Genomic DNA, 24194 nt, shown 5'->3' on the forward strand with positions numbered 1-24194 from the left:
TGCCAACCAGTCGGAGCATGCCCATTGGCACGGCTTGTACAAAAGATGGACTTCGGCCAGCGAAGTCAAGGTCGATGCGTCTGGGACGCGAGAAGTAGAGTCAGTATCGCGAATATTGCGGCCCGCAATTCCCGAAAAGCTCACGAAATGGGCCACGCTTTTGCCGGTACCCATCGCAGGTGCCTCGCTCAGAATCGTCAATGAGAGAGACCACCCGAAAAAATCATGTCTGCCGTTCTCGAACCACCGCACGAAGGGCGCGGGCACCCTGACACGCCCGCACAAAACACTCCATCCACCGCTGAGAAGCCCGCGGTGAACCTCGCTACATCGACGGGCTTGAAGCCGATCCAGCGGCTGACGAGCGACAGCCGGATCGACAAGATCGTGCCGGACTCCGACGCCGTCACGATCCTGAACTACAGCTCGCTCTTTGCACGCACATTCGTCCGCAGCGACTACAACTTCTGCGCGGCGAAGATTACTGTCGCCCGCGGCGGCAAGGTCCGTGCGCTCGAGATAGCGCTACGCGATGCAGCGGACTGGATGCGCAAGGCCACCGCATGGGTCGAGAAGCACAACGCGCGCTCCCTGGCTTTTCCGAGTGAGCAGATCGAGCTGAAGGTGACGCGCCCGCTGGCCGGCCTGTTGGTCCGGTGTCTGACCCAGTACGACCGCCTGTTCACCGCGACGATGGAGGCGCAGCTCGCCGACAAGATCACGGCGCAGGAGCGCGCCAACATTCTCAAGAATGCCGAGGGCCGCATCCTGTACGTGAGAACGGCGTGCATCCCGGACAACGATCGTTACGACGCCGACGGCACCGTTCGCGACTGACCCAACCGCATCTGCAGCACGGCATCGCCGGATCTTGACTTCGTCGTCCGGTGAATAAGCTCGTCCTGAGCCTGTCGCGCGCACCGCATCGCGACGTACCCATCACCCTTTCCGGAGACCTATCTCGTGAGCAAACCCTCACCTGTAGCCCCGCACCGCGAATCTGTCGATCAGCCCAGGCCCGCAAGCAAGCTCGGGAGGTCGATCCCGCTGAACCTGGCCCAGGCCCGCCAGCTGCTCGAATGTTACGGCGGCCTCGAAGGCACCATCGTCCTGTCGTTGAGTTCAGCCGGGCACAGTGGCGCAGGCGTCTACGCGTGGATCGAAGATCACCCCGAGGAAGGCGCATCGTTCCTCGATCCCGATCGCCCCTTCACGGCCACTTCCCCGCTCATCGTCGACCGCGACGCTCGGATCCGGCAACTCCAGCGTGCCCTCGCGTTCTGGATGCCGTCCACGACGAAAGACTCCCATCCCTACGCTCACCGGGCTCGTGAGCACGCCGCGCTACTGGCCGGGTTCGATGAACAGACGCCCGAACGCGCCGGCGACCGCCTTCTCGAATTCGTCGAGCGTTGCAACCAAACGAACGAACGCATGCTCGACGCACTCGCCGATGCGGGTTGCCCGGAAGAGATGGAAGCGGCCGAATGGATCGCGCGGATGGATTCGGAACTCACCGGGTTGCGAGAAGAACGCGACCTACTGGCAAGCGAACTGGTCGACGCACACGTAAGCGAACGCACACTGGGCATCGACGCGGCAAGTCCCGGTACCGCCCCGGACAAGAGTGAGCGCGGGTCGCAGTTGATCTTTCATCTGTCGTGCCTCATGGCGGGCTGGAAGACTCGCCAGCCGCTCGACGCCCGCTTCGTTGCAGCCGAGCGATGGATGAAAGAGGTCGGTCTGATCCGCACGGCAAAGCTCATGTCCGATACCGGCGTCGCGCCGGTCGCCGGCGGCAACACCCCACCCAAGGAGTAAATCTTGGATATTCGAGAGATCCAGGCACTGCACGCCCAGTACTCGTCGCAACCGGTCGTCATCGACATCGACAGCCACGTCCGGGCGCTTCCCGCTCCGGCCGGGCACCACAAGATGCGCAAACGTACGATCGAACGGCTAACGTCGACCTGTCGACGCTTCGGCCGGCCGACGGCCATCGCCTTCGCCTTGGCGCTGGGCGCCGGTGTTGCGGGAGTGTCTGCTGCGAAGCTTTGGCACGCCGCCCATGCACGACAAGCCGCAGCACACGTCGAGCCGGCCGCAACGCACAGTGCAAGTGCCGCAACAGCGCACGCCGCCGCGCCGGCCGCGGCCTCGGCGCCCCACGAGTCCAAGCGACCGCTCACCAGTGCTGACTTCGCCGAGCCAGTAGATCGGACCGCAGCCGACGCCGAGCCCACGACCGCCCAGCCATCACGGGTTTCACAACCGCAAGGGTCGACCGTGCCCGCGGATCGCGCGACGCCGTCGCCAATGACAGATCAAGAGAAGGCCGCCGCGTCGCCCATTCGCGCCTCGCGCGCCGCTTCCATGCCGGCGGTCGGCCAGCAGTCCACCGCGACTACACCGGCCGACGCGGCACCCCCACCGTCGCCCACGATGGCACAAGCCCCAACAGCCGCTGCCCCCGCCGTCGCGCCGACCGCGCAAGCGAAGCCCGCGCCTCCCCGCGCTCACCGAGCTCCTGCACGCCAGCGGCAGGAGGCGGCCAGCGCGGAGACGCCGTCGCCCGCAGCGCACGCCGAGCCGGCAAAAATCGAACACGCCCCGAAACCACCGACGCCCGCCAAGACCGGCGACGTCCCACTGTTCTGAAAGAGGTCCGAATGAAAGCCAAACCGCAAAACGTGTCGGTCCTCATGGCCGGCCTGGTCGTCGAGGGCACCCTGATCCTCGACCACGGATTGAGCGTCTTTGCCATCGCGAACGGTGACATCATTTCGACCGCCGGGCTCCTGCACATCGGCGCCGGGGGCATCGTCAAGGGGAAGGTACAGGGCGAGATCGTCCGAGTCGACGGCGTCGTCGAGGGCGACGTCCACGCGCGTGAGACGCTCGAAATCAACGGCCGCGTGAACGGGGACGTGCTCTATTGCGGCACGATCCGCCTGGGCCCGCAAGCCGCGCTCAATGGGCAGTTGCGGCGCGTGCCGCGTGAACTCGTGATCGAGAACGCTCCCGTCGAGCGCGAGATCGCAACGGAACGCCTCGAAGCCAGTGGAGCAACGCGATGAAGAGCGCTCGCCGCCTTCTCCGCATTTCCTCCCTCGTTGTCGCATGCGGCTGGACGCTTCCCGTGCTGATTTTCTCCTGGTACATCGTGTGGAGCCTCGTACCGTTTTTCAAGGACGACAACAGCTCGGGAATTGTCTGGCTCATCCAAACCGCAGCCTACTTTTGCATGAGGTCGACTACTGGCATCTGGACAAGCGAGTGGCGTTTCCTTCCAATCACACTCGGGGATTTGTCTCTCGTCGAATGGGGGATCCTGTATTTCTATGGCGTGGTTATCGACCTCGTCCTTGCGACCCTGGTCCTTCACATTGGCTACGCGCTCACCCTGGGCCTCAACCGCTGTGCGTTCGTCCTCGCTTTCCGGGTACATCGTGCCCGGGCGCGAGCGTAATGGTATCGGTCGCGAAGCCGCGACCGTTTGCACGCCAGCGCAGCGCGAGCGAAATTCCCTGCAGAGAACACATGAACGGTTCAGGGGAGCTAGTAGCCACATCGAAAATTGACGACAGCGCGGTGTCGCCAATTTCTACTGAATCCCCGATTCGATAACGAATCTCGATACGGCGTTCCTCTTGATCGACGAAATGGTCAGACTGTCGCGAGCCCGGGTCATGGCGACGTAGAACAGTCGCCGCTCCTCCGACTCCGGGCTCTTTTCGTCAGGCACCACTCCCTCCTCCGATCGGCTGATCCACACGTGGTCGTACTCGAGCCCCTTCGAACTATGCATCGTCGTGAGGACAAGCACGCCATCGCCCGGCTTGTTGTTGTCCCGCTTCAGGAACTCGATGCGCTCATTGAACGAGCCGTTCAGCCGGCTGATCACGTCGTACGTGCACTGGATCGCCCGGATCGCGACGTCACCCTTGGCGTAGGTCATCATCCATTCGAAGACGCCTTCGAGCGCGAGCGAGTGGAACGACCGCTGGCATAGCGCCTGCCATTCGCCGAGCCGCTTCATGAAAGCACGGTAAGCGGTCGCGGTTTCGTCACGCAGCCCGAGGCCGACCAGCTCCTGCTTTTGCATCTGGACGAATGCAGCGCCCATCCGCTTGTGCAACGCGCCGAGGTCATAGGAGCTCATGCCCATGTAGCCCAGGACGGCGTCGATCCCGTTCTGCTTGTGGCCCTCCACAACCTGCAGCAGGTTGCACATCAGCGCTGCCTGCGGCCTGTTGAGCACCGAGCCGCCGGACGCGCGGTAGTACGGTACGAGTTGCGATCGACATACGGACTCGATCGGGTCGAGGATCCGGTTGGTCCGAGCGAGAATTGCACACGTCGCGCCGGCGGCCAGCTGCGGCCGCAGCGCCTCTACCGCGGCTACGGCGTCACAATACTCGTCATCGAATCGCCGGGCTGCCACCGCGCCGCCAGCACCCCGCGCAGCATGGAGCACCTTCGGCATACGATCGACGTTGTTCCGGATCACCTTGTCGGCGGCAGCCAGGATCTCCGAGCGACAGCGGTAGTTGCTGCCGAGTACGACGCGCTGGGCCTCAAACGTGCTGGCAAAATTCTCCATTCCACGGAAGCCGAGCGCGGCCCGGAAGCCGTAGATGCTCTGGTCGTCGTCGCCCACTACAGTGACGTGCGTACCGGCGCGCGCGTGCAGCTCGACCCAACGGAACTGCAGCGGGTCCGTATCCTGGAACTCGTCGACGAGCAGGTCGGTGAAGCGATACGGCCTGATGTCCTCACTCTGCATGCCCTCAACTGCAAGGCGCAGCATGTCCTGGAAATCGATCTTTCCGTTGCGCTCAAGCGCCTCCTGATAGGCGGCATAGAGCGTGGACTCGGCCGACCCTTCGTCCGCTCGGCCGAAGTTCGTCTTGATCCGCTCGACGATCGGTACCGCCTCTTCGACCTTCCAGTCGTACCCGAGTTCGGCGAGCACCCGCCCGAGCATCCCGAGGCGATCCCCTTCCGATGCGATGTCAGGCCGGCCGCGGCCAGGCCGCTGAAGCTGCTTGAAGGCAAGCGAATGGAAGGTACCTGCAATCAACCGTCGCTTGGCATCGGGCGGCGCCATCGCGAGGATTCGCTCGCGCAGCTCGACGGCCGCGTCCTTGCTGAAGGTCACGGCACCCACCATCGCCGTTGGATCCTCCAGAAGGAGCGCTGCCTTCGTCGCGCTCATTTTGGTCTTTCCCGCGCCCGGGCACGCGATAGCGAGACAATGGCGGCGCAGGAGTGCCACCTCGCGCTGTTGTGGATTCAACTCGTCGAGCATGGCACCGTCCGTCCCGATCAGTTGCCGCGAACGGTGTTCATCAGCTTCAGGTGGGTCGTGTACCCACGCAGACCGACCGGATGGAACTTGCGCAGGAAGCGCGCGGTTTCGTCATCGACGTCGGACTGATCACGAATTCCGTTCCAGACGAGGAAGTCGAAATGGTCCATCACCTGATCGAACTTCAGGATCACGGACAGCAGGCGCATCGAGAATCGCGAATATGCCTCGACCTCGATGTCGAGTGAAGGCTTCGTCACGCTCGGCTCGAATACGGTCTCCTTGCGCTCGCGCATCTCGGCTTCGGTCTTTTCCCGGAAACCTTGCGCGACGTCGAGCTGCTCGTTCACATAAGCCTCGAGCTGGTCGAGCTGTTTCTCGAACCACGAACTGACGATGCCCTGTTCGTTCGCACCGTACGTTGTCCGGCCGAAGCGTTGCATGTTGATCGTCATCCGGTTCAGGTACGGCCACCACTGCTCGAACAGCGGCTTCAGGCGCGTATGCCTCATCGTGACCCGCGCGGTCACGACGGCCGCGCCGGACAGCTGCTTGTTGATCAGTTCGCGGCCAATCTCACGCCGGCGCTGGATGATGCGCGCGCGCTCCGCTGGCGACAGATCGCGGAACAGCGTACGCGTGCGCGCCACCTCCTCCAGCTTTTGCTCAGCTTCCGCGGCGCTGATCAGCCCCTCGCGCTGCAGGACGCCAGCCGACAGCGCCATCTCGTCGAGCTCGCGCTCGACCTCGCCGTCGTCAGCGCCGTCCGTTGTCTGCCGGGCGTCGCCCGTAGCCGGCCCGCGCATCGACACTGCCCCATCGTCGCCAACCGGCGGATGTGCCGCCGCGTGCTCAGGTGCCATGTCCGCGGTATGGGTGCCGACGTGCGCTTCTTCATTGATCGTGCTCATGTGGATCCTATCTGGTTGACTAACCGCACGTGCGGCTTGCGTCTATTCTTGCGGGCCCGCGCCCCGATACACGTCCGAAACGTGAACGATTTCGCGCGGCTTTCACAGCGATCGCCCGGCGCCGGACGAAAAAAAGCCCCCTCCGGGGGAGAGGGGGCAAGGCCGAAAGCTCTACGGGGAGTGAGCTTTCCGAGGACCGTAGACCATGATTCATTCTGACGTCGTCGGGCCGTCCGATTCGCCCGAAACGTCGGGTATTTCGACCACCTTTTCTGCGGTCGCGCGCTCACGCTGCGCGCAACCGGTTGTGGGCCACCCGGCAGAAAGCTATGCGGAAAACTGGAGCTTTCCGGGGCTACTGGTATGAAGACGCTGCTTTCCAGAGGAGCGCGCCGAGGCATCCAGCAATCGCCAACCAATACGGCGCCAGGAGCGGCACCGGCGCGATCAGCACCGTGAACGCCACACCGAAAACCAGCAGAATCCCGTGCCCGGCCAAATGAAACGAGAGCGGGCTGACGTAGCCGGCGGCCGCCGCCCGCACCTTGCGGCGCACCGTCCCATCAATGAACATCGCGGCCCCGAACACCAGCGTGCCGAGCAGCCAGTACTTCATCACCGTGAGGCGGTAGACCATCCGGTACACGAGTCGCCAGAAATTGTGCACCCACCGGTTCGCAAAGTCCGTCATTCCCCCGTCTTCGATCTGCGGGTCTCGCGTCTGCTCCATCGATGCCTGCACCAGCCCTGTTTCAACGAAGTAGTGTTTGAAGGTCCGATTCGTCGCATTGATCGCCTCGGCGGTTCGCACTTCCCCAAGGCTCGCCACCACCGAAGCAGCCTCAGCATCCGGAATTTCGAATAGCGACGAGTCGGGCACCGCCGGCATCAGCGCTACCGACAGCAACGGCACAAAGAAGAACCACATCTTGATGTGCCCAACGAATCGGCTACCCGCCATACAGCTCTCCCACGAAGCTCCCGATCAGATAGATCGGCAGGGCGATCAAGCCGGACAGCCCAACGTAGAACTGCACCGGCCGCCGCCTGATGAACATCGCGAGCGAGTACGCCATCGCGTTGGCACCCTTCCTAAATTCCTCGGGGGGTGCGGCTAGCGGATCGTCCTGCGCTGCGGCGGTCGACATCGCCCGGCGCACGGTGTACTCATCAACCCTGGTCAACGTCCGAATCAGAAAAGGCGTGAGCGACATCGTATTCCTCGAAGTAGAGACGGAAGGTTTCACCCGTAAGCGCTCGCGACGCGAGCTGGAATGCTGCCGAGCGTTGGCTGATTCTCTCCGGGCACCGTTCGTTGATCATCTCCGCCGGCAGCTTATGGCGCGACTCGAAGGTCGTCACCGGCTCGAACATCGGCGACCAGACATGGAAGCGCTCGCCATCGCGGACGACGAAGCGCCGCGCATACAGCATGTGCGCCGAGGCAAACAGGCCCTGCATGAATGCGACGTGCGGATCGCCGGTCTTGCGCACGCGCTTGAATGCGCTGAGCGCATCCACGAACATCTCCTTGACGAGCGGTTCGGCCTTCCCGATGAAGTGCTCACCGACGAAGTCCGCCACGCGCGCACACACGAGCTCCAGCTCAGGGGCGAAGGTGAACACCGGGGTCAGGTGTGCGGACAGTTTGTGCTCGCGAATGATTTTTTTAAAAACGGCAGACATGCGTGGTTATTTAGCCTGTAAGAATTGGAATACGTCCCTGGTACACCGCGCCGCCCGAGATCCGCATGAAGTACTGCAGGTTCGGGAGGGTCTGTATCAGCCGCGTCGGAATCAACGGCACTGCCTCCAGCTGCTGCGACCGCGTCACCGACCCGGTGAACTCGCCAACGTGGCCCTCGCTGGCCTTACTCGTACTGCTCGATACGATCAGGTTGCGAATCGCGGTATCCCCCACCTTCTTCGAGAACCACTCAGCCGTGTCGGTGTCTTCCAAGCGTAAGATGATCTGGTTGTTCAAGTTCCCCAAAACCTGCAGCATTTTTGCGGCATTCCCCAGCTTGGCTTCGAGGTCGGCGCGCGTCTGGAACGCCACGAATGCCTTGAAGCCGGCGCCTCGGCCCTTGTTCAGGATCTGGATCACCTGTTCGTTGATCGCCTCGGCGATCTCGTCGATGATCAGCACGACTTCAGGCGGTTCGTCGTAGAAGTTGTAGATCGAGCCGCACACGGCCGACACGTCGGCCAGGATCATCGACGCGATCGCCTTCGCGACGACGCTGTTGGACAGCGAATCGAGCCCAATATGAAGGACCGCTTTCTGACGAATGACCTTTTCAATCGTCCAGATCTCGCGTTCATCTTCGAAGTCGTCGGCCTTCGGCGCAAGCATCAGGCCAGTCTCGCCCGTGGCGAGCATCTGCAGCAGGGGGAGTGCCGACGCAATGATCCGCATGTAATGCTCGCGATCGTGCACGTGCGTCGCGATCAGCCCGTCAATCGCCTCATGCCCGCGATCGTCCTCGCCAAAGCGCGCTTGGTACAGTCCAATCATCGCGTCGAGGCGGGTGGATCCCGGCTTGTTTGCCATCTTGACGGTGGCCGATGCGACCTGCTCCTCCCAGTCGGCCAATTCGTGCTCGACAAAGAACCGCTTCAGCGCCTTCTCCAAGAGCGGGTCGATCCCGAGCTGCGCATATTTCAGGATTGAGCGCAGGTTCGGCTTGTCGCCGATGTACAGTTCGCCGTTCACCGATCGGCTGATGAACAGCCACGCGAAATCCCGGAACGGGCCCTCCTCCATCAGCTGCGCGATGCGGCTGGGGATTTCAGACGGCTGCGACCAGCTATCGAGCGGTTCGAGGCGAATCGACTCGGACGGCTTCGCCTGGTTGAAGTAGAGGAACTTGCGACCGGTACGCTTCGCTTCCCGCTCGGCGCGCGCCTTCCAGTCCTTGTCGTTCTTCGGGTCGATGTCGATCAGCACGTCGCCGCAGTGAATCACCTGCGTCGAGATGACTTCGTACGTGCGCGTCTTGCCGGAGCCCGTGGTACCGCCCACCGCCGTGTGGCCGCCCATCGCCTTATAGTGGAACGGTACGTACCCCTTGTTCGCTTCCAGGCCGTGAATCCAGGAGGCGCCTTGCGGCGTTCGATCCCGGATGCTGTTCTTCGGCGCAAAGAGATTCTCGATCATCTCCTCGAACGCGCGCCCGGGCTTCGTCTTAGGCAACCACTTGGGCAGCCCCGGAATCTCCGTGGTCGGCATCCTCAGGATATCGTGGGCCATCTGGCAATGCTTCTGCGTCCACTCGAACCCGGTGCCGAGATACATCGCGTTGGCCTCAACACGCATCCGGGCCTGGATCGCGAGCAGCGCAGGGACCGCAAGCGTCGTCAGCCATTTCGTCGACAACCCCATCCGGAACTTGAGTGCGCGCCACACCTGCCCCGAGCGGAAAGCGAGCAGACTGAGCGCAAATAGCGCGAAAGCCCAGCCGTACGGCATGCCAGAAAGCGGCAAAGCAAGGACCGCAATCAGCCAACCGAATGCAGCACGTACCTCGTACATCGGGCGAAAGTGGTTGATGTAGCCCCTCACGCGCCGCGCTCCTGAATCAGCTCGCCTATGCGCGGTGCCAGCGTCACTTCGGTCGGCTCGTTGGCGAGCAGCAGGTTACGCCGGCGCAAATGCTCGATCAGGGTGTCGCTGGCGACGCCGTATCCGCCGATCGTGCGCTTCGACACCGCAAGGCCTTTCTCGGTCCAGCGCACCTTGGCCTTGCCGCCAGCGACGTCCTGCTGCAATGCCGCGAAGAATTCGGAAATCATGCGCGGCGTGCCCTTCAGAATTTCTTCAAAGCGATCCCCCGCCGGCGCAGCTGCAGCCGGCTCACGCCGAATCTCGGCGGGATTAACGGCCGGGGGCGGAGGCGGAAGCTCGAGCGCCATTTGCCGTTCGTCCGGTCTCTTCGGTGCCGGCATAGACTGAGGCACCTGTACTGCCGGTGTCGCAGCAACCGCGCCTTCGGTGGGTGTAGCTGGCGGCAGCGTCGGTCCGGACGTCGCCTCGGCGCCCACGGCAGCGGACGCCGGAGCGGAGTCCTCCGTCACCGGTTGCGTCGGCATAGGCGTCGGCGGCTGTGTTGGCTGCGGCGCGGCCTCTACCGGGACAACCTTCGGCTCCAACTCGGCGGCCACATGGATAGCTGACGGCACGGCGAACGTTACGGGCTCGAAAACCGCTCGCTGCGCCTTCCGATCGAAATCGGCCGCCGTTGCGACCGCCTGTCGCACGACCTTGTGGGTCAGCGACTCCACGCCCATTGGGCTCTGCGAGGGGTTGATCGCGCCGAATATCTCGGCCAGCACCTCCGAGTCGAGCCCCGAAAGCAGTTCGCTCCCGACCAGCGCCTGCGCTAGCATGCCGGTGCGCATGCGCTCGACCGGTAGCGGTGTCGCCCGACGCGCCACGCGATAGTTCGCCCCTGCGAGCCACGGCCCAACCGCGCCGTGGATGGACGGGTTCCAGACCGACCGGTCCGTTGCTCGCTCGACTTCGAAGTGCCGATAGGGCTCGTCCAAGCCCGAACAAATCGCGGCGAGAAACACGCCGTAGTTGTACTGCGACTCAATGCGCCGGCGGCGCTCCGACGTCAGATTCGTACCGAACTTCAGCCCACCCGCAAGACGCATCGCATAGAACGCCGTTTCCACCGTCCAGCGGAACGCGCCGGCCGGCTCACGGTACAGCTCCGGGCTAAACGGAACGGATGAGAACCAATCCGCGCAGCGCCGGACCAGCGACATCCACTTCCGCTCAAACTCGTCGCGCGACGACTCGTTCGCACATTGTGCGATGAGCTCGATGCGGCGTTCGTTGCGCGTCGCGAGCTCCCCGACTTGCACGGGTTCATAGAGACGAACCTCCATCATCACGCCAGGCCCTTCGTCGCGAGCTTCGTCAGGCCCTTGATCGCGCCACCGCTTGCGTTAGCACCACCACCGAACATCGACGCAAATTTCGGAATCTCGAAGGACAGAATCAGCACGAAGATCGACAGATCCAGCGCCAGGCTTCCCGCAAAAGGCGTCGTCAAACCCTTCGATATCGCGCTTCCAAACGCCTTCGCGAGCGTGTCCGTCATCAATCGCTGAAGGATCGCTGCGACGACCATGTACATGCCAGCGCCGATCGTGAAATCGAGCCAGCTCTTGAACCACCCTCGCGTGTATTCCGACATGCCAAGCGCGAACGCTATCTTCCCCATCACGATCGCGACGGCCATTTGAATCGTCCCGAGCGAGATGAAGAAGAGAAAAACCAGAGAAGCAACCATCAGGCACGCCCAGGCAGCGAGCAGTGGCAAGAGGTTGATCAACAACGCCATGTAGTTGTACCAATGCTCCGCCTTCAATGCCTCCATCACCGCGTCGTAGAGCGCGCCAGCCGTCTTCACCATGGACATCGGCAACGACTGCGCGTCCGTCCCCGAAACAGCGATGGCCATGTCGTTGAACCATTTGTAGAATCCCGGCGCCCATCTGCCATAGGACACGTAGACAGCGCAGAAGATGCCCAAAATGGCCAGGTCCTCGAAAAGACTCTGCCAAGCAGCAATGGGGTCCCTTGTCGCGGCGTACCGGACAGCCGCCAGCACAATGGTGATTCCGGCAAGGGCACCTGCCATCTTGTCCGAGTCCTTGTCGAGGGTCTTGCTGAGCTCAACCGCGAGGTCGATCAGGTCCTTGAGGATCTTCGTGATCTCTTCGATCGCCGCGGTCGCACCCTTCGCTACCTCGCCCTTCACATAGCTCGAGCTCCAGCTAGAGGGCAGCATGTCTTTGAGCGTGTCCATCACCGACGCCCTCGCGATGCTTGGTAGCGCAAGCACCAGAATCAGCAAGCCGCAAGCAACCCACGAACGCAATACGCCGTTCTTCATTGCTCTGTGACTCCGTAGGCGGCACGTTCGGCTTGTTGTTTCGACATGAACTTCTCTGCGTCGGCCGACTTTTCCTTGTCCTCCTCCGCCTGCTGCGCATCTTTCTGAGCGTCCTTCTGCGCCTTGGCTGCGTTCAACTGGAGGATGTCCGCGTTCTGGCTCGTCACGATATCGAGATAGTGTGTCGTGATCTCCGCCGTCGCCTGCTGGGTCGGCGACAACGACAGTTGCGACTGCAGTTCCTGCCGGCGCGAAGCCATCTCGGTCGTGTGCTGCATGATGTTGGAGCCCATCTGGAACAGGTTCCGCGCGACCTTGTCGTTCTGCTGGTACAACGTGTTCATGTCGGAGAACCACTGCGCGTTCGACTTACCCGACCGGCTGATCAGCCCCTGCACCTGCGTGACCCATTCACCGCCCTTCTTCAGGTCCCCATAGAGCCCCTGGAGCGTGCCTACCAACCCCTTCACCTTGTTGATGTCGCCCGTGATCTGGTCGTACGCGGCCTTCCATGCGGCGGGGTTCAAGTTCTGCGCCTGCAGCAGATCATTCACCATCATCTGGTACTGATAGAGGATGTTGGTGTTCTGGTAGATCTCGCCCTTGACGGCCTTCGCCGCAGAAATCACGTTCTGCACGTAGTTGATCGGATCGAATACTTCGAGCGCGGACGCATGCTGGGCAACGAACATGGAGGCCGCGAAGGCCGCGGCGCGGAGGGTCGGCAGGAGTTTCATCGGTGGGCCTTTCAGTCGAGGGGGGAAAGTGCCGCACGATCGGCGCACGGCGTCATGGGTGTGTCTCGCGGCGGACGCACGGCCGAGCATTGCTGGCTGCCCCGTGATGCCGGCAGGCGCTCGCGAACGGATGTCCCGACGGCGATCTGATCAATCTCGTCGACCGTGAGCCCGAACACGTCGCGGTACAGGGCCAGTTGGGTTGGAGTCGAAATTCGCGTCATCTGTATTCCTGTCAGTCGAGGGTGGCCATTTCCTGCAGATAGTCTTCGCGCCATGTCGGCGAGCCGGTAGCGAGGTGCTTGTCGAGCGTGCGCTGCGCCGCACCGTCGGCCCGCAGGATCGCGAGCGCTTCCTTCGGGAACTTCGCCTGCAACATCCGCGAGTGGTCCGGTGTGACCCATAGGTAGTCACGGTTGGGAATGCCGTTGCTGATCATGGCGATCTGGTCGTCGGTCAACCCGAACACATCGCGGTAGAGGCGCTTGTTGTTGACAGCGTCGCGGTTCGGCAGAAAGAAGAAGTTCTGGATGTTCTCCTTCAGGATCTCGAAGTTCGGGACTCGCTCAAGCTGGCTGAGTGACTGGGTCGCCATGACGAGGGTGCCGTTCAGGCCCCGGATCGTGACCGCCCACATTTCCAGTCGTGCGTAGAAGCGCGGGTACCGGAAGAAGAAGCCGCACTCCTCGACCTCGATGATCGTGACGCGCTTTCCGTCGAGCCACTGCGAAATCCGATAGAACGCGTAGTCCATGAACAGCGCGGCGGCAACCGGGTAGCTTTCGAACAGCTCACCCATCTCGATCGCCAGGTCATCCGAAAGGGAGAACGCATCTTCCACGTGATCGAAGAAGCGACCATTCTTCTCGCCCTGCGTCCAGATCTGCAGGCGCTCGCGCAGGTCCGCCGGCAACAGAGGAGCCAGGTACGAGAGCGTCCAGAACTGGCGCTCGTAGCCTTGCGCGAGCGTGACCACCCGCTCGTAAATCGTCCGCTGCTGCTGCGGGCTGCACCGGAAGTCCTCACCGTCGCCCTCGATCGCCATCTGAACCCAGTCCGACACGTAGGTGTAGTGCCGGGGATCTGCCAACAGCGATAGAGGGTTGACCTGGGTCGCGGCCGCGAATTTGCCGGTCGCATCGACGAATTTGCCATCTGCGAATACGGTCGGGATCCGCGTCGATCGGTTCTTGTCGAACTTGATACGCCGCGGCCGAAAGCGTCCGGTTTGGGAAACGAGGAAGTTGAGGAAGATCGTCTTGCCCGAACCAATCGGGCCGACGATAAACGTATGAGACTTCCCGCTCGGATCGTGCAACGTGATGCGCTGCAATGTGCGGTGGCGAGTCGGAAGCAACGTCAGCGGACCGACCTTCTGTCCGAGCTGCTGCGTAAGCCATTGGTTAACGTCGCTGCCTTCCGCGACACCACGCACCGGCGCGATGTCCGAGACCACCGGCGTCTCGACGAACTGCAGGCGCTTCTGCTGGTCCCACCTGCCAGGCAGCGTCGACGCCCACGCTGCAGCGAGATTCCGTTTCTCGACCAACACCCCGAAACCTGCGTTGCCGATGCGGCCGATAATTTCGCGCGCGTTGTCGTCGCATTCGTTGATCGTGTCCCCATAGACGACTACCGAGATATTCGCGAAGCCGTACTGCTGGCCGTCCGCGATCAGGCGCGCAAGCGCTGTCTCCGCCTCAGTGGCGAGGATCTCGCGTCCTTTCTCGTTCTCCATGCTTTCCTTCTTCTCGTCCTTCGAGAAAAAGCTCTTCAGCACTTTGACCGGACTGAAAGCCGCGACCTTGTAGAACTTGCGCATCTTCTCGATGTACGCCTGCGCCTTGCTGGTCGACAGGAAGCGGAACATCACGCACACATCGAACTCGGCGTCGACGTCGGCCAGCACGTCGAGTGCGGCCTCTTGAAAGCCCATCCACTCCTTCACGGCAATGATCTTTGCGTACCGCGTCCCGTGGGCAGACTCGAACATGATGTGTTCGGCGCCATAGGTGACGAAGCTTTCGGTCAGGTGGGTGTCCAGCATCGTGACCGGGTAACGCACGCGTCGTGGCGGAACCGAGGGATTTGCCGTCTGGTGCAGAAAGGCGAGTGCGTTCTGCAGCTCGAGGCGTTTCATCTTGAGCCGCGCCACGCCGCCCTTGAAAGCGTCCAGAATTCCCTCGAAGCGCTTGATGTCCGACGCGATCCGCTCCATGTCGAACACGAATGCACTGCGCGCCAGAACCATGTCCTTGAGGGTCTCGAGCAACGCGACCGGCACCGACTTGCCACCCACCGTGATGTGATAGGCAACCTTCTCGAACAGCTTGTTGATCCCCGTCTCGGGCGTATACGCGAGAGCCAGCGAGTGGGTATTGCGGAAGTACTTTCCGCTCCCCACGCTCTTCTGGTTGATCTCGTCAACACGTTGATCCATCTCCGACGCGAACTGACCACCAATCTTGCCCCGAACGCGGCGGTGCGACATACGCCACCATGCGGTGATCCGGTGATCGAAGTTCTTGCAGGCGTGGTCTAGATTGTCGCGGGCCGCCGAGATTTCGTCGGAGTTCGGACTATCCGCGTCCACACCTTCGAACGTGTACAGCGTCAACAGGGACCCATCCTTGTCCAGAATGACTTCCGGGGTAACCATCGTCGCCCACGGCGCGATCTCCTGTATCGCTCGACGTTTCGGGTTCGCGCTCACAGCGGCAGCTCCTGATCAAATCCATATGGCCGCCGAAATCGGGCGGCGACATCGGCAGTCGGCACCGGCTCGTGTACATCGGGATACCGGTTGTAGACGACCAGCACTTCCTTCCACCACGGATCGCTTGACGATAGCCAGCGGAGCACCCAATGGACCACGACGCCGACGAGCAGATAGAGCGGCGACATGCTGCTATAGCAGAGCAGTGCCGTCAGCGTTCCGTTGGCAATCGCGAGGCCGCGATCGGCGCCGCCCATCTGGCGCGGCAACGAAAGCGACCGGCTGACCTTTTTCGGCTCACGCACAGGTGAAGTTGACCTTCAGCTGGTTCTTGACGATCGGAATCGCGCACGCCGCGAGACCGAGGCCAACGAGCACCGACGAGATAAACTTCCCGATGTTGCTTTCCGAGTTCGATATCGCGACGGCGCCGACGATAATCAGCACGATGCCGATCGCATACAGCCACGGGCCACTGACATAGGCCTGTATCAGACAGATCAGACCAGTGGCACTTCCCAGGTCATCAAGGCTGACCGCATTCGCGGCCGGCGCAGCAATCGCGAGAGCCATTGCGATCAAAGTCGACTTTCGTTGTCCGCGGCCGAACAGATAGCGGGCGGTGTCTTTCGACTTTTCCCGGACCAGCGAACACAACGTTTGAAGGTGCTTCTTCATTGGATGAACCCCGTGTGGTTAGAAAATACGATTGAGGACGTAGTCCCCGTCTTTGAACCCCTGCACCGCGAGCACTTCCGACACGTAGCGACGGTTGTTTTCGCGTTGAAGATGGATGACGTAAGAGAAGCACTTCGATATCGCCAGGCGAATATCGGGAAGGCTCTTGGAATCGGGAGGTGCCGAGGTGACGGCCATCAAGACCGCGAGGCGCTCCAGCGCCCCGCGGGCGCTCGTGCCCGGCATCGAGACCATGCCGCCAGCTCGGCCTACGCTATGGGCACGGACAAACCCAGTCGCCTCGGTTTCGCGAAGGTCGTCGACGATGAGCCGATCGGGGTACGTTTCGATCGCCCACTGGACGAAGCAGCAGCTGCCGTCCAAGAGAACCGGCTGTACAGTCGCGGGGTCTCCTCCGAGCACCATCACAGCCCGCAAGTCGTCGAGCACGACCACGCGCTCCGTGTGCGGCACGTACGCGGCAAGTGCGCAGAGAAGCGACGATTTTCCGCTCGAGGCAATGCCGGTGATCAGGATGTTTGCACCCTCCCGAACGGCATCAGCCAACGTGTCAATGCAAAACTCGCGGCCCAGCGCCAACTTAATTTTTGGGAGGCTCATCGGCGTTTCGACCATTAGAAAACTCGCTCAAGAACGTAGTCACCATCACGAAAGCCCTTGATCGCGACCACCTCGGAGACGTGACGCAGCTCCCCGGTGCGCCGGAGATGGATGACGTAGTGGAAGCAATCGGCGATAGCCTTGCGCATGTCTTCGAGCGCCCACCGACTGCCGGGCGGGATGCCGAGCATCGCAAGGCTTTCGAGGCGTGTCAGGCCGCCTCGTGCATCGTTCGCGTGGATCGAACCCATTCCGCCGTCGTGGCCTGTGCTGAGCGCTTGGATGAAGTCATACGCTTCGCCGCCCCGTACTTCGCCGACAATGATTCGGTCGGGCCGGAACCGCAGACAAAGCGCAACGAGAACTTGCGTTGTGACGCCTTTGTCGGGATTTGAAAGGAGTCGGACACGGTTCGGGAGGTTGACCTTCAGCTCCATCGTGTCCTCGATCGTGATGACTCGCTCCTCGCTGGGAATGAGGCCATTCAATGCGTTGAGGAACGTTGTCTTACCGGTCGATGTGCCACCCGCGACGAGAACGTTGGCACGCTGTTGAACCATCGTCGTAAACGCATCGGCAAGCGCCTCGTCAGCAACGCCTGGCGGGAAGATCGGGCGATCAATTTCTCGCTTCGCATGGACGCGCGCGAACGCACCCATCCGCGCGTAGTCGGTGATTGAATAATTTGTCTCGCGGTGACGGCGAATCGCGAGGGCATCACCATCGATCGCCGTCGGCTTCATGACGGTCGCGATCCGGAGGTTCTTGTGCCCCCCGTTGATAATTCCCTGCGCCGTGCCGGCTTGCGCCGACTTCTCCACCGAGGCCGCGAGCGAATGGATGGCGCCCTTCAACGTCGCCTGATTGAACTTGACGTCGATGCGGCGCATCACCCCCCGCTCCTCGACCCAGATGTTCGTCTCCGAATTGATCATGACTTCGGCGACGTTTGGATGTTCGAGGTACGGCTTGATAGGGTTCAGCGACTCAAAGAACAGCTGCACGGCGTTCTCTTCGAGTCGTGCGACCTTCAGAAGGGGATTTTCGGCAATCTCAGACATGCAGCTATTGTTCAAGCTGGCACATCCGCCATTCGACCGAAAGGATGGCTAAATTGAACAGCTTTCGCGCGCCTGATGAAGTGCGCCGCGACGCCTGCGTTGCGCTGAATCGCGCGCAACCGGTTGAGGGGGCAAACCCGAAATGCTCCAGAAAAACGTATAGCTTTCGCCCCAACTGAACCGGCAATCCGGTGGCATGCGTTTGTGACCGGCGAAAAAAAAGCCCGGTCACGATGACCGGGCGGGATTCAGAAAATTGCGTGCAACAGATGCGGGTCAACAAATGACCTCAATCGTCTCGCCGAACGGCGCGCGCCGAGCGCGATTGATCGGTGTTGTCGACGCCCAAAGAACCGGATACGCCGGCTCCTCGGACGGGAACTTCCCTTCCATGTCGGTCAGGTACACGAGGAACGCGGGCTCGATCTCGTCGCACTCGATCCGTCGGAACGGATCGACGAACGACGTCCCGCCGCCGCCTTTCAGCGGCGCCAGCTCGACCGGTTCCCCTCGCTCAAACACCTGCACCTGCGTCACGCGCTCGTCGCAGTCCATCACGATCAACCGCCGCGGACGTACCGCGTCGGCAACCGACAGGATCTCGGCTGCGAACTGTGCCTGCGTCTCATCCCAAACCGAGCCGCTGGCGTCGCGGACGAACACGGCATCACCTACGGCCGGCTCGCCCAACGACGGCAAGTACATCCCGAGGTGCAGGTATCGCCGGTTCGGCTGCGCCCACGTATAGTCCGTCGGCGCCGTATCCTGCGCGAAGCGATGCAGGAGCGAACGCCAGTCGACCACCGGCGCCACGGCTTTCTCGGCCGCGGCTTGTAACGCGCCGCCGAGCTTGCCGCATGCCTGCGCGGCTTTCGCAGCCTGAAGCACGGCCACCTTCCACTCTGCTTCCTTCGCTGCCTTGTCGGGCCCGGCGTACTGCCGAACTTCCCCGCAAGACGGCGCAGGTTCCGTCGCCTGGTCATCCGCTGCGCCGGCCGGTTGCGAGCCCGGCGAGCCAGACGAATTGGCAGGCTGGCTTCCCGGCTGGGCTCCTGGTGGCTGCTTGCCGCCCGGTTTCTTCGCAGCCTGGCGCTTCTCGTGCTGGAGAATGCCGTAGACCTCCTCGGCCGACATCCCCTTGAAGCGGACATCTATCAACGCACCAGGCGGGAGTTGCATCCCTGCAGCCACTACCATCAAGTTGACGACGTAGTCGCATGCCGCGTTCCAGCCTACAGGATCACGATGACCTTGACGCCAGCAGTGGCCGTCGGCGACGTGCCATACCTCATGCGCGAACACGCCGCGAACCTCTAGGTCGTTCAGGGTTTTGGCGTATTCCGGGTTGTAGCCCAGCGATACGCCGTCCGTCCAGAACGTCTTGCAGCTCAGGTCCTCACGGACTTTGAGCCGCAGCGCCAGTGCGCCGATGAACGGGTGGTCAAGCACCAGTGCCGTACGTTGCTTGGAAATGCGCGAGTCCATCGCGCCCTCACGCAGCAGCGAGGAACGACAGGCCCGGTGCGGACTGATCGGCAATCTGATCCGTCATCGGCGCAGCGGGCACGCCGCCCATAAAGGCAGCCATCAGGTCTTCGATCTCGGTCGCTTTCGCGGCCACTTGAGAGCGCAGCACCCTCGATTCCTTCAGCTCGGCTCCATCGTGCGCGGCCAGGTGTACCTTGGCCTGCTCGAGGATGTGCTTCAGCTTCGGATCGTCGGTGAAGTTCAGCTTCGGCAGCAGCTCGCACAACTCGCGAACGTGGTTGGCGACGTCGAGCCGGACGTTGGTCGACGCGTACAGGCGGTTGCCCATCGTCGATACGGCCTCGTACAGACGCCCCACCAGATCCTGGTTCGCCGTCTGGATTGACGCGAGCGCGTGCTGATCGATTTCCGTACGCAGGCCGGCCAGGACATCATTCGGCAAGTCGACGCCGAACTGGCTGGCGTCCGGAAACGGCAGAACAGACAGCTTGACGCCGAATTTGCCCTTCAGCTCGGCGAGCGACGGATAGTCGGCCTCGTTGTACAGCGTGCCCATCTCGTCGCGCGCGCGGTCCTTCAGGTTCAGATAGTCGGTCAGGAAAATCGACACCGCGAGATCGAACTCGTCCTTCATGGCACGCATGCGATCCGCCACCTCCATGTAGACCATGGTCGGCAGCAGACGAACGCCGAGCTGGTCGTACTTCAGCGTACGGCCGTAGTAGTACGAGCGAATCCGGCCGCCGATCGAGACGACTTCCGCATAGCTCGGGGCGTGTTCGGGCAGCAGGCGCTTGTTGAAGCGACCGATGCCGCGCGCCTTGTGATTCTTCTCGACTTCTTCGGTGACTTTCCCGTCGTAGCGACGGGCGACCCACGTGGAAATCGCGGTGGACGACAGCATGACCTTGGACTGCAGATCGGTGATGTTCATGGATAGCTCCAGATAGACAAAGAATTGCGAGACGAAAAAAAGCCACGGAGCGGAATCGGCCGTGGCATCAGGGAAAAGCACAACAGGAAATGAAGGCGGTCAGCTGCCGGAGATGATCTTGCCGATCTCACCGCCCAATGCGCGAATAAACGCGTGGTGGCTTTGCAGCTCGGGCTTACGCGCGGTTGCGTCACGTACCAGGAGTGCCGTGAACTCGCGATGCCCTTCGTCGACGAGACGGTCCGCATATCGCATGACACGTTCGAAATTGCCATCGCTCGCCTTGTGCGCGAGCGCCGCAGTGAGCGCGTACAGGATGCTCGGCTCATCCGGGATCGCGCCAAGGTCCGGATTCAGGAGAATCGCGTCAACCGACGGAAGCGCACGATAGATCGCGAGGAAACTGGTCAGCTCGGCGCCAGCGCCCTCACCGACGGTCGCATTGATCGCGTCAGGCAACAAGTCTTCCGGAACCGCCGACATTGTCTTGGCGAGAAAGCCCCATTTCCGCGGGCTGGCCGACGCAACGATGTCGCGGCTGCTGCGCTCCTCCCACAGCAGATTCGGTCTGAAGCGAAGGAACGCGATCAGCTCGGGAGGAACATTCCGGCGAACTGCCCACGCCGTCCAGTCGTCGATCGTAGCCTCGAGCTCGACGACAGCAGCGAAGCGCGAGATCAGAGGATCGAGTATCCCAGTGACGCCGGCGTTGTCGCTGCGCCGGTTGGTCGCAGCGACAAACGTGACGCAATCCGGCAGTACGTGCTCGCCGATCCTGCGCGCAAGCAGCAGTTGCATCTTGGCAGCCTGCACTGCCGGCGAAGCTTGGCCGAGGTCGTCAAAGAACCAGACCAGCGGACGTGTTGCTGAGAGCGCACGCTCGAGATCGCCAAACGGCAAAAAACGAGCATGCAAACCGTCAGCAGCCGGGAATGGCAGCCCTTTCGAGTCCGTCGGATCTTCGACAACCGGGTGGCTGATGAGTAGGTCATGATCAGCCTCGTCAGTGGCAGCCTCGACGATGTCGGACTTGCCGCAACCTGGCCTGCCAGTGATCAGGACGGGCAGCCGCTTGGGGATGTAGACGCGAAGCAGCTGGGTAAGGCGTGCGGGAGAGAGTTTCATGGGGTTCCAGGAATAGAAAGCCCCAGGGGATCGCGCCCGGCAGGGACGTGACCCTGCGGGGCGATGGGAGATGCCGCGATGCGGCGTGTCGATGCGTCCGGAGACGCTGTTTGATGCTTAAGCGTGTGCGCCCACGAGCGCGGCGACCTGCTTGTCCGTCAACGACGATCGCGGCACGCATGTCTCGCGCGTCACGATCATCACGCCGTAGACGTCCGCGAGCACGCGGGCCTCGGGGCAAAGTACGAGCAGTTCGTCGGGACCAATCGGCGCCGGCGACCGATTGCGCCACACGTTGATCGCCACCTCGATCTCAGCGATCGAGACGACGTCCGGTGGTACGTGAATGGATACGTCAGGTTGGTTCATGGGTGACCTCGAAAGTGTCGCCCCGTGAACAACGCCCTGCGGGACGTGATCCCCTGGGGCAGGAAAGAGCCGCTATGCGGCGGATTCGATGCGTCGATGACGCGGTGAGTAAAGCCAGTGTAGGAGGCCCGGCACGACGTGCCGGCCGAAAAGATCGGGAAAAGCAAGCGGCTTTAAATCTGCCACGCCGCGAATGGACGAAAAAAAACCGACGCACGAGGCGCCGGTTGTTCGAAATTGGCTGAAGCTCCAGCCCTCACGTCCCAAGCAGATCGCCTTGGATATTCAACATCGGAAGGACCGCCGCACGGATCTCGGCTTCTCTCGCGCGCATCCTGCGCGTTCGCTCTTCGCCTACCCCGTTGTGCTTCTCGATGACGTAGACGAAGTACAGCGGCTTCGCTGGTCCAGGCCACACTCGCCATTCAGCCATGATGCGCTCGCGCATCTCCGGATCACACGCGAAGTACGACGCGCGCCCCTTGCGCCACACACTTGCGTCGTGGTCGCGCATCCGCTGCTCGCCCTTTCGGGCTCTGGCGATCCGCAGCGCCTTCTCCGCTTCGACATCCGTTTCCGGCGCTGGCGCGAGCTGGTCTGCGAACAGCGGGCAGTCGCGCTCGAGCTTCCGCGCGACACGCTTGTGCCGATTGAGAAACGCTTGCTCCTTTCGAGACGTCCAGATGTAGGCCTCGTAACGCACCGTTCGATCGAATCGCATATTCTGCTCCTCAATCAAGCCGCGAACGGCGTCAGTTGCGAACGCGCATAGTCCAGCGTGCCGTCCTTTACGAAAAGCACCCGGCCCTCGTCCGAGCCCGGCTTGACCAACACGTATCGCTTCGCCGCACCGTGTGGGTAGCAGAGGATTTCACGGTAGCCATCAGCAATCGCTCGGTCCACGTGCTCGACACCCGTGATCACGACGTTGCCATGCGTGCGATACTGCGCGCACTCTGCCTGCCCCCTGGCATCGGTTGCGGCCTGTTCCGCGATGCGCAGCGTGCGGGCGGCATCCTGCTTTGCCTCCCACTCAGCTTGTGCCGCCTCGTCATACCCACAGAACGCGAAGATCGCGCGCCGCCGGCCGGCCGAGTTCAGCCCGCGTAACGTCAAGCCGAACTGTTCACGCAGTACCTGCTTGCTCTGGTCATTCCGGCCTACCGCATGGTCCAGGACATTCAGCAGGGTGCTGACATCGCGTGATTCGACCGCGGCCGCAAACTGGTTCGGCCATTCGAAAGTCGTCCGACCGCGATCCAGTTTTGCCATTTCGACTTGAAGCATGTACCTGCGCTTCGAGATCCGACCTCCCCGCCGGTCAGCGTCGAGCCTCTCCATCGCTTTGTGCAGGACCGCATCGCCAATCAGCACGCGCAGACGCTCGGCGACCGGAGACACTGCGATGCCGACCTCCACGGAACGCTGGTAATGGTCCGGCAGAGCGGCCTTTCCGAGGATGCCCGCCGCGTACAGCCGATCGTCGATGTCGGCAAGTGTTGCGTCGGCTGGCGCAGACTGCAGCGCCTCGACAATGCGCACACCGAGCGCCGCGTCGACCGCACGCTGTTCGTGACGGAGAATCGCGAGCGCGAGCTGCATCACGCCGTACGGAAGGGACTTCCGAAGAGCCGGAACGTCCAGGAGCACTGGAAACCACTCCAGTCCGTAGCGAAGGTGCATGGAGTCGCCGCGGTAGTCCGCTAACACGTTATCCGGGATGGGCAAATCCAGAAACAGTGCCTGGCCGACGTGAACTTCATGGCGCCCGTTGATCAGTCCCGTATGTGGGAGACCCGGCCCCGCCGACGTAAACCCGAACAGCGTCCGGGCGAGGTTCTCGCAAACATCAGGCAGATGGAAACGCTGGCCGTTGCTGCGCGCTACGTTGACTTCCGCCTCGAGCTGCTCACCGGACAGCATCCACGCCGGTTTCGTCGCCAGCTGGAATACGAACTGGAAAGCCTCCCACCGCTTCCGGGTGATCTGCCAGGGCTGCAGCCACTTTCCATCCTTGCTGAACCAGCGGTCCCGGAGCTCGACGAAAAGCGCGGTGAAGATGGCGGCGGCAGTGCCCTGCTGCCGGACGGTGAAGATCCCGTTGTAGCGCAGAATCGGCATGGTCACGCCGTCGCACGTCAGCGAAATTTCCGACGTTTCGTACGCTGACAGGCTCGGATCGTGGAAAAACACGTGGAACACCTGCGCAAGCGTGTCGACGTGGAGGGTTTCATTGGGGGTGTGGATCGAGTACATCGTAAGCGATCGAATAACGGCGCCCTTGTGTAGAAATCGCTGCACTCTGATGCTACGTGTCCACGTGGACAGCTGGTA

General features: G+C 62.2%; 26 protein-coding genes. 5 read left to right on the forward strand and 21 right to left on the reverse strand.

Going from position 1 to position 24194, the window contains the following annotated elements; genetic code table 11:
* The first annotated feature begins 225 nt into the window (after window positions 1-225).
* From BDI24065_RS35510 to BDI24065_RS35530, 5 genes are all read left to right on the forward strand, one after another.
* On the forward strand, window positions 226-837 hold the full coding sequence (locus BDI24065_RS35510) for a DUF1845 domain-containing protein (protein ID WP_175035094.1): 612 nt from the start codon (window positions 226-228) through the stop codon (window positions 835-837).
* A 126-nt stretch (window positions 838-963) separates the two neighbouring features.
* Complete coding sequence (locus BDI24065_RS35515) at window positions 964-1821, forward strand: hypothetical protein (protein WP_175035095.1); 858 nt, start codon at window positions 964-966, stop codon at window positions 1819-1821.
* Window positions 1822-1824: 3 nt separating this feature from the next.
* Complete coding sequence (locus tag BDI24065_RS35520) at window positions 1825-2658, forward strand: hypothetical protein (RefSeq protein WP_175035096.1); 834 nt, start codon at window positions 1825-1827, stop codon at window positions 2656-2658.
* Window positions 2659-2669: 11 nt separating this feature from the next.
* A complete protein-coding gene (locus BDI24065_RS35525; RefSeq protein WP_175035097.1) occupies window positions 2670-3077 on the forward strand; it encodes a bactofilin family protein in 408 nt (135 codons plus the stop codon).
* The gene (locus tag BDI24065_RS35530; RefSeq protein WP_175035098.1) at window positions 3074-3469 is read left to right on the forward strand and encodes a hypothetical protein; all 396 of its coding nucleotides are present in this window, start codon (window positions 3074-3076) and stop codon (window positions 3467-3469) included. Before BDI24065_RS35525 ends, BDI24065_RS35530 begins: the two co-directional genes overlap by 4 nt.
* Window positions 3470-3604: 135 nt before the next feature.
* Here BDI24065_RS35530 and BDI24065_RS35535 read toward each other — a convergent pair whose 3' ends face one another.
* From BDI24065_RS35535 to BDI24065_RS35635, 21 genes are all read right to left on the reverse strand, one after another.
* Window positions 3605-5311 carry an ATP-dependent helicase gene (locus tag BDI24065_RS35535; RefSeq protein ID WP_175035099.1) on the reverse strand — a complete coding sequence of 569 codons (1707 nt, stop codon included), beginning with the start codon at window positions 5309-5311 and terminating at the stop codon, window positions 3605-3607.
* Between the two features lie 17 nt (window positions 5312-5328).
* A complete protein-coding gene (locus BDI24065_RS35540) occupies window positions 5329-6222 on the reverse strand; it encodes an ATPase (protein WP_175035100.1) in 894 nt (297 codons plus the stop codon).
* Between the two features lie 355 nt (window positions 6223-6577).
* Window positions 6578-7183, reverse strand: coding sequence for a DUF4400 domain-containing protein (locus BDI24065_RS35545; protein WP_175035101.1), 606 nt, complete (start codon window positions 7181-7183; stop codon window positions 6578-6580).
* Entirely contained in the window at window positions 7173-7436 is a 264-nt protein-coding gene (locus BDI24065_RS35550) for a hypothetical protein (protein WP_175035102.1), read from the reverse strand. The genes BDI24065_RS35545 and BDI24065_RS35550 overlap by 11 nt, the downstream gene beginning before the upstream one ends.
* Entirely contained in the window at window positions 7393-7908 is a 516-nt protein-coding gene (locus BDI24065_RS35555) for a hypothetical protein (protein ID WP_175035103.1), read from the reverse strand. Before BDI24065_RS35555 ends, BDI24065_RS35550 begins: the two co-directional genes overlap by 44 nt.
* 10 nt (window positions 7909-7918) lie before the next feature.
* Window positions 7919-9787 (reverse strand): conjugative transfer system coupling protein TraD, encoded by a 1869-nt coding sequence (gene traD / locus BDI24065_RS35560; protein WP_175035104.1) that lies wholly within the window; start codon window positions 9785-9787, stop codon window positions 7919-7921.
* Window positions 9784-11121, reverse strand: a complete 1338-nt coding sequence (locus BDI24065_RS35565; RefSeq protein ID WP_175035122.1) for a TraI domain-containing protein — start codon at window positions 11119-11121, stop codon at window positions 9784-9786. The genes traD and BDI24065_RS35565 overlap by 4 nt, the downstream gene beginning before the upstream one ends.
* Window positions 11121-12131 (reverse strand): type IV secretion system protein, encoded by a 1011-nt coding sequence (locus tag BDI24065_RS35570; protein WP_175035105.1) that lies wholly within the window; start codon window positions 12129-12131, stop codon window positions 11121-11123. The genes BDI24065_RS35565 and BDI24065_RS35570 overlap by 1 nt, the downstream gene beginning before the upstream one ends.
* The gene (locus BDI24065_RS35575) at window positions 12128-12868 is read right to left on the reverse strand and encodes a type VI secretion protein (RefSeq protein ID WP_175035106.1); all 741 of its coding nucleotides are present in this window, start codon (window positions 12866-12868) and stop codon (window positions 12128-12130) included. Before BDI24065_RS35575 ends, BDI24065_RS35570 begins: the two co-directional genes overlap by 4 nt.
* Before the next feature lie 11 nt (window positions 12869-12879).
* Window positions 12880-13092: a hypothetical protein gene (locus BDI24065_RS35580; RefSeq protein WP_175035107.1), complete on the reverse strand. Its 213-nt coding sequence runs from the start codon at window positions 13090-13092 to the stop codon at window positions 12880-12882.
* An 11-nt stretch (window positions 13093-13103) separates the two neighbouring features.
* Entirely contained in the window at window positions 13104-15581 is a 2478-nt protein-coding gene (locus tag BDI24065_RS35585; protein WP_175035108.1) for a VirB4 family type IV secretion system protein, read from the reverse strand.
* On the reverse strand, window positions 15578-15889 hold the full coding sequence (locus BDI24065_RS35590; RefSeq protein ID WP_175035109.1) for a VirB3 family type IV secretion system protein: 312 nt from the start codon (window positions 15887-15889) through the stop codon (window positions 15578-15580). Before BDI24065_RS35590 ends, BDI24065_RS35585 begins: the two co-directional genes overlap by 4 nt.
* Window positions 15882-16262, reverse strand: a complete 381-nt coding sequence (locus BDI24065_RS35595) for a conjugal transfer protein TrbC (RefSeq protein WP_175035110.1) — start codon at window positions 16260-16262, stop codon at window positions 15882-15884. The genes BDI24065_RS35590 and BDI24065_RS35595 overlap by 8 nt, the downstream gene beginning before the upstream one ends.
* 18 nt (window positions 16263-16280) lie before the next feature.
* Window positions 16281-16898, reverse strand: coding sequence for an ATPase, T2SS/T4P/T4SS family (locus tag BDI24065_RS35600; RefSeq protein ID WP_175035111.1), 618 nt, complete (start codon window positions 16896-16898; stop codon window positions 16281-16283).
* Window positions 16898-17944 carry a CpaF family protein gene (locus BDI24065_RS35605; protein ID WP_175035112.1) on the reverse strand — a complete coding sequence of 349 codons (1047 nt, stop codon included), beginning with the start codon at window positions 17942-17944 and terminating at the stop codon, window positions 16898-16900. The genes BDI24065_RS35600 and BDI24065_RS35605 overlap by 1 nt, the downstream gene beginning before the upstream one ends.
* A 276-nt stretch (window positions 17945-18220) precedes the next feature.
* Complete coding sequence (locus BDI24065_RS35610; protein ID WP_175035113.1) at window positions 18221-19429, reverse strand: vWA domain-containing protein; 1209 nt, start codon at window positions 19427-19429, stop codon at window positions 18221-18223.
* Window positions 19430-19436: 7 nt separating this feature from the next.
* A complete protein-coding gene (locus tag BDI24065_RS35615; RefSeq protein ID WP_175035114.1) occupies window positions 19437-20366 on the reverse strand; it encodes a hypothetical protein in 930 nt (309 codons plus the stop codon).
* 99 nt (window positions 20367-20465) lie between these two features.
* Complete coding sequence (locus BDI24065_RS35620) at window positions 20466-21491, reverse strand: ATP-binding protein (RefSeq protein WP_175035115.1); 1026 nt, start codon at window positions 21489-21491, stop codon at window positions 20466-20468.
* Window positions 21492-21608: 117 nt separating this feature from the next.
* Entirely contained in the window at window positions 21609-21860 is a 252-nt protein-coding gene (locus BDI24065_RS35625; protein ID WP_175035116.1) for a DUF3717 domain-containing protein, read from the reverse strand.
* A 256-nt stretch (window positions 21861-22116) separates the two neighbouring features.
* Window positions 22117-22581, reverse strand: a complete 465-nt coding sequence (locus BDI24065_RS35630; protein ID WP_175035117.1) for a hypothetical protein — start codon at window positions 22579-22581, stop codon at window positions 22117-22119.
* A gap of 14 nt (window positions 22582-22595) precedes the next feature.
* Window positions 22596-24116, reverse strand: a complete 1521-nt coding sequence (locus BDI24065_RS35635; RefSeq protein WP_175035118.1) for a hypothetical protein — start codon at window positions 24114-24116, stop codon at window positions 22596-22598.
* Between the last annotated feature and the right edge of the window lie 78 nt (window positions 24117-24194).

This window comes from Burkholderia lata, assembly GCF_902499025.1.
Taxonomy (GTDB): domain Bacteria; phylum Pseudomonadota; class Gammaproteobacteria; order Burkholderiales; family Burkholderiaceae; genus Burkholderia; species Burkholderia lata_C.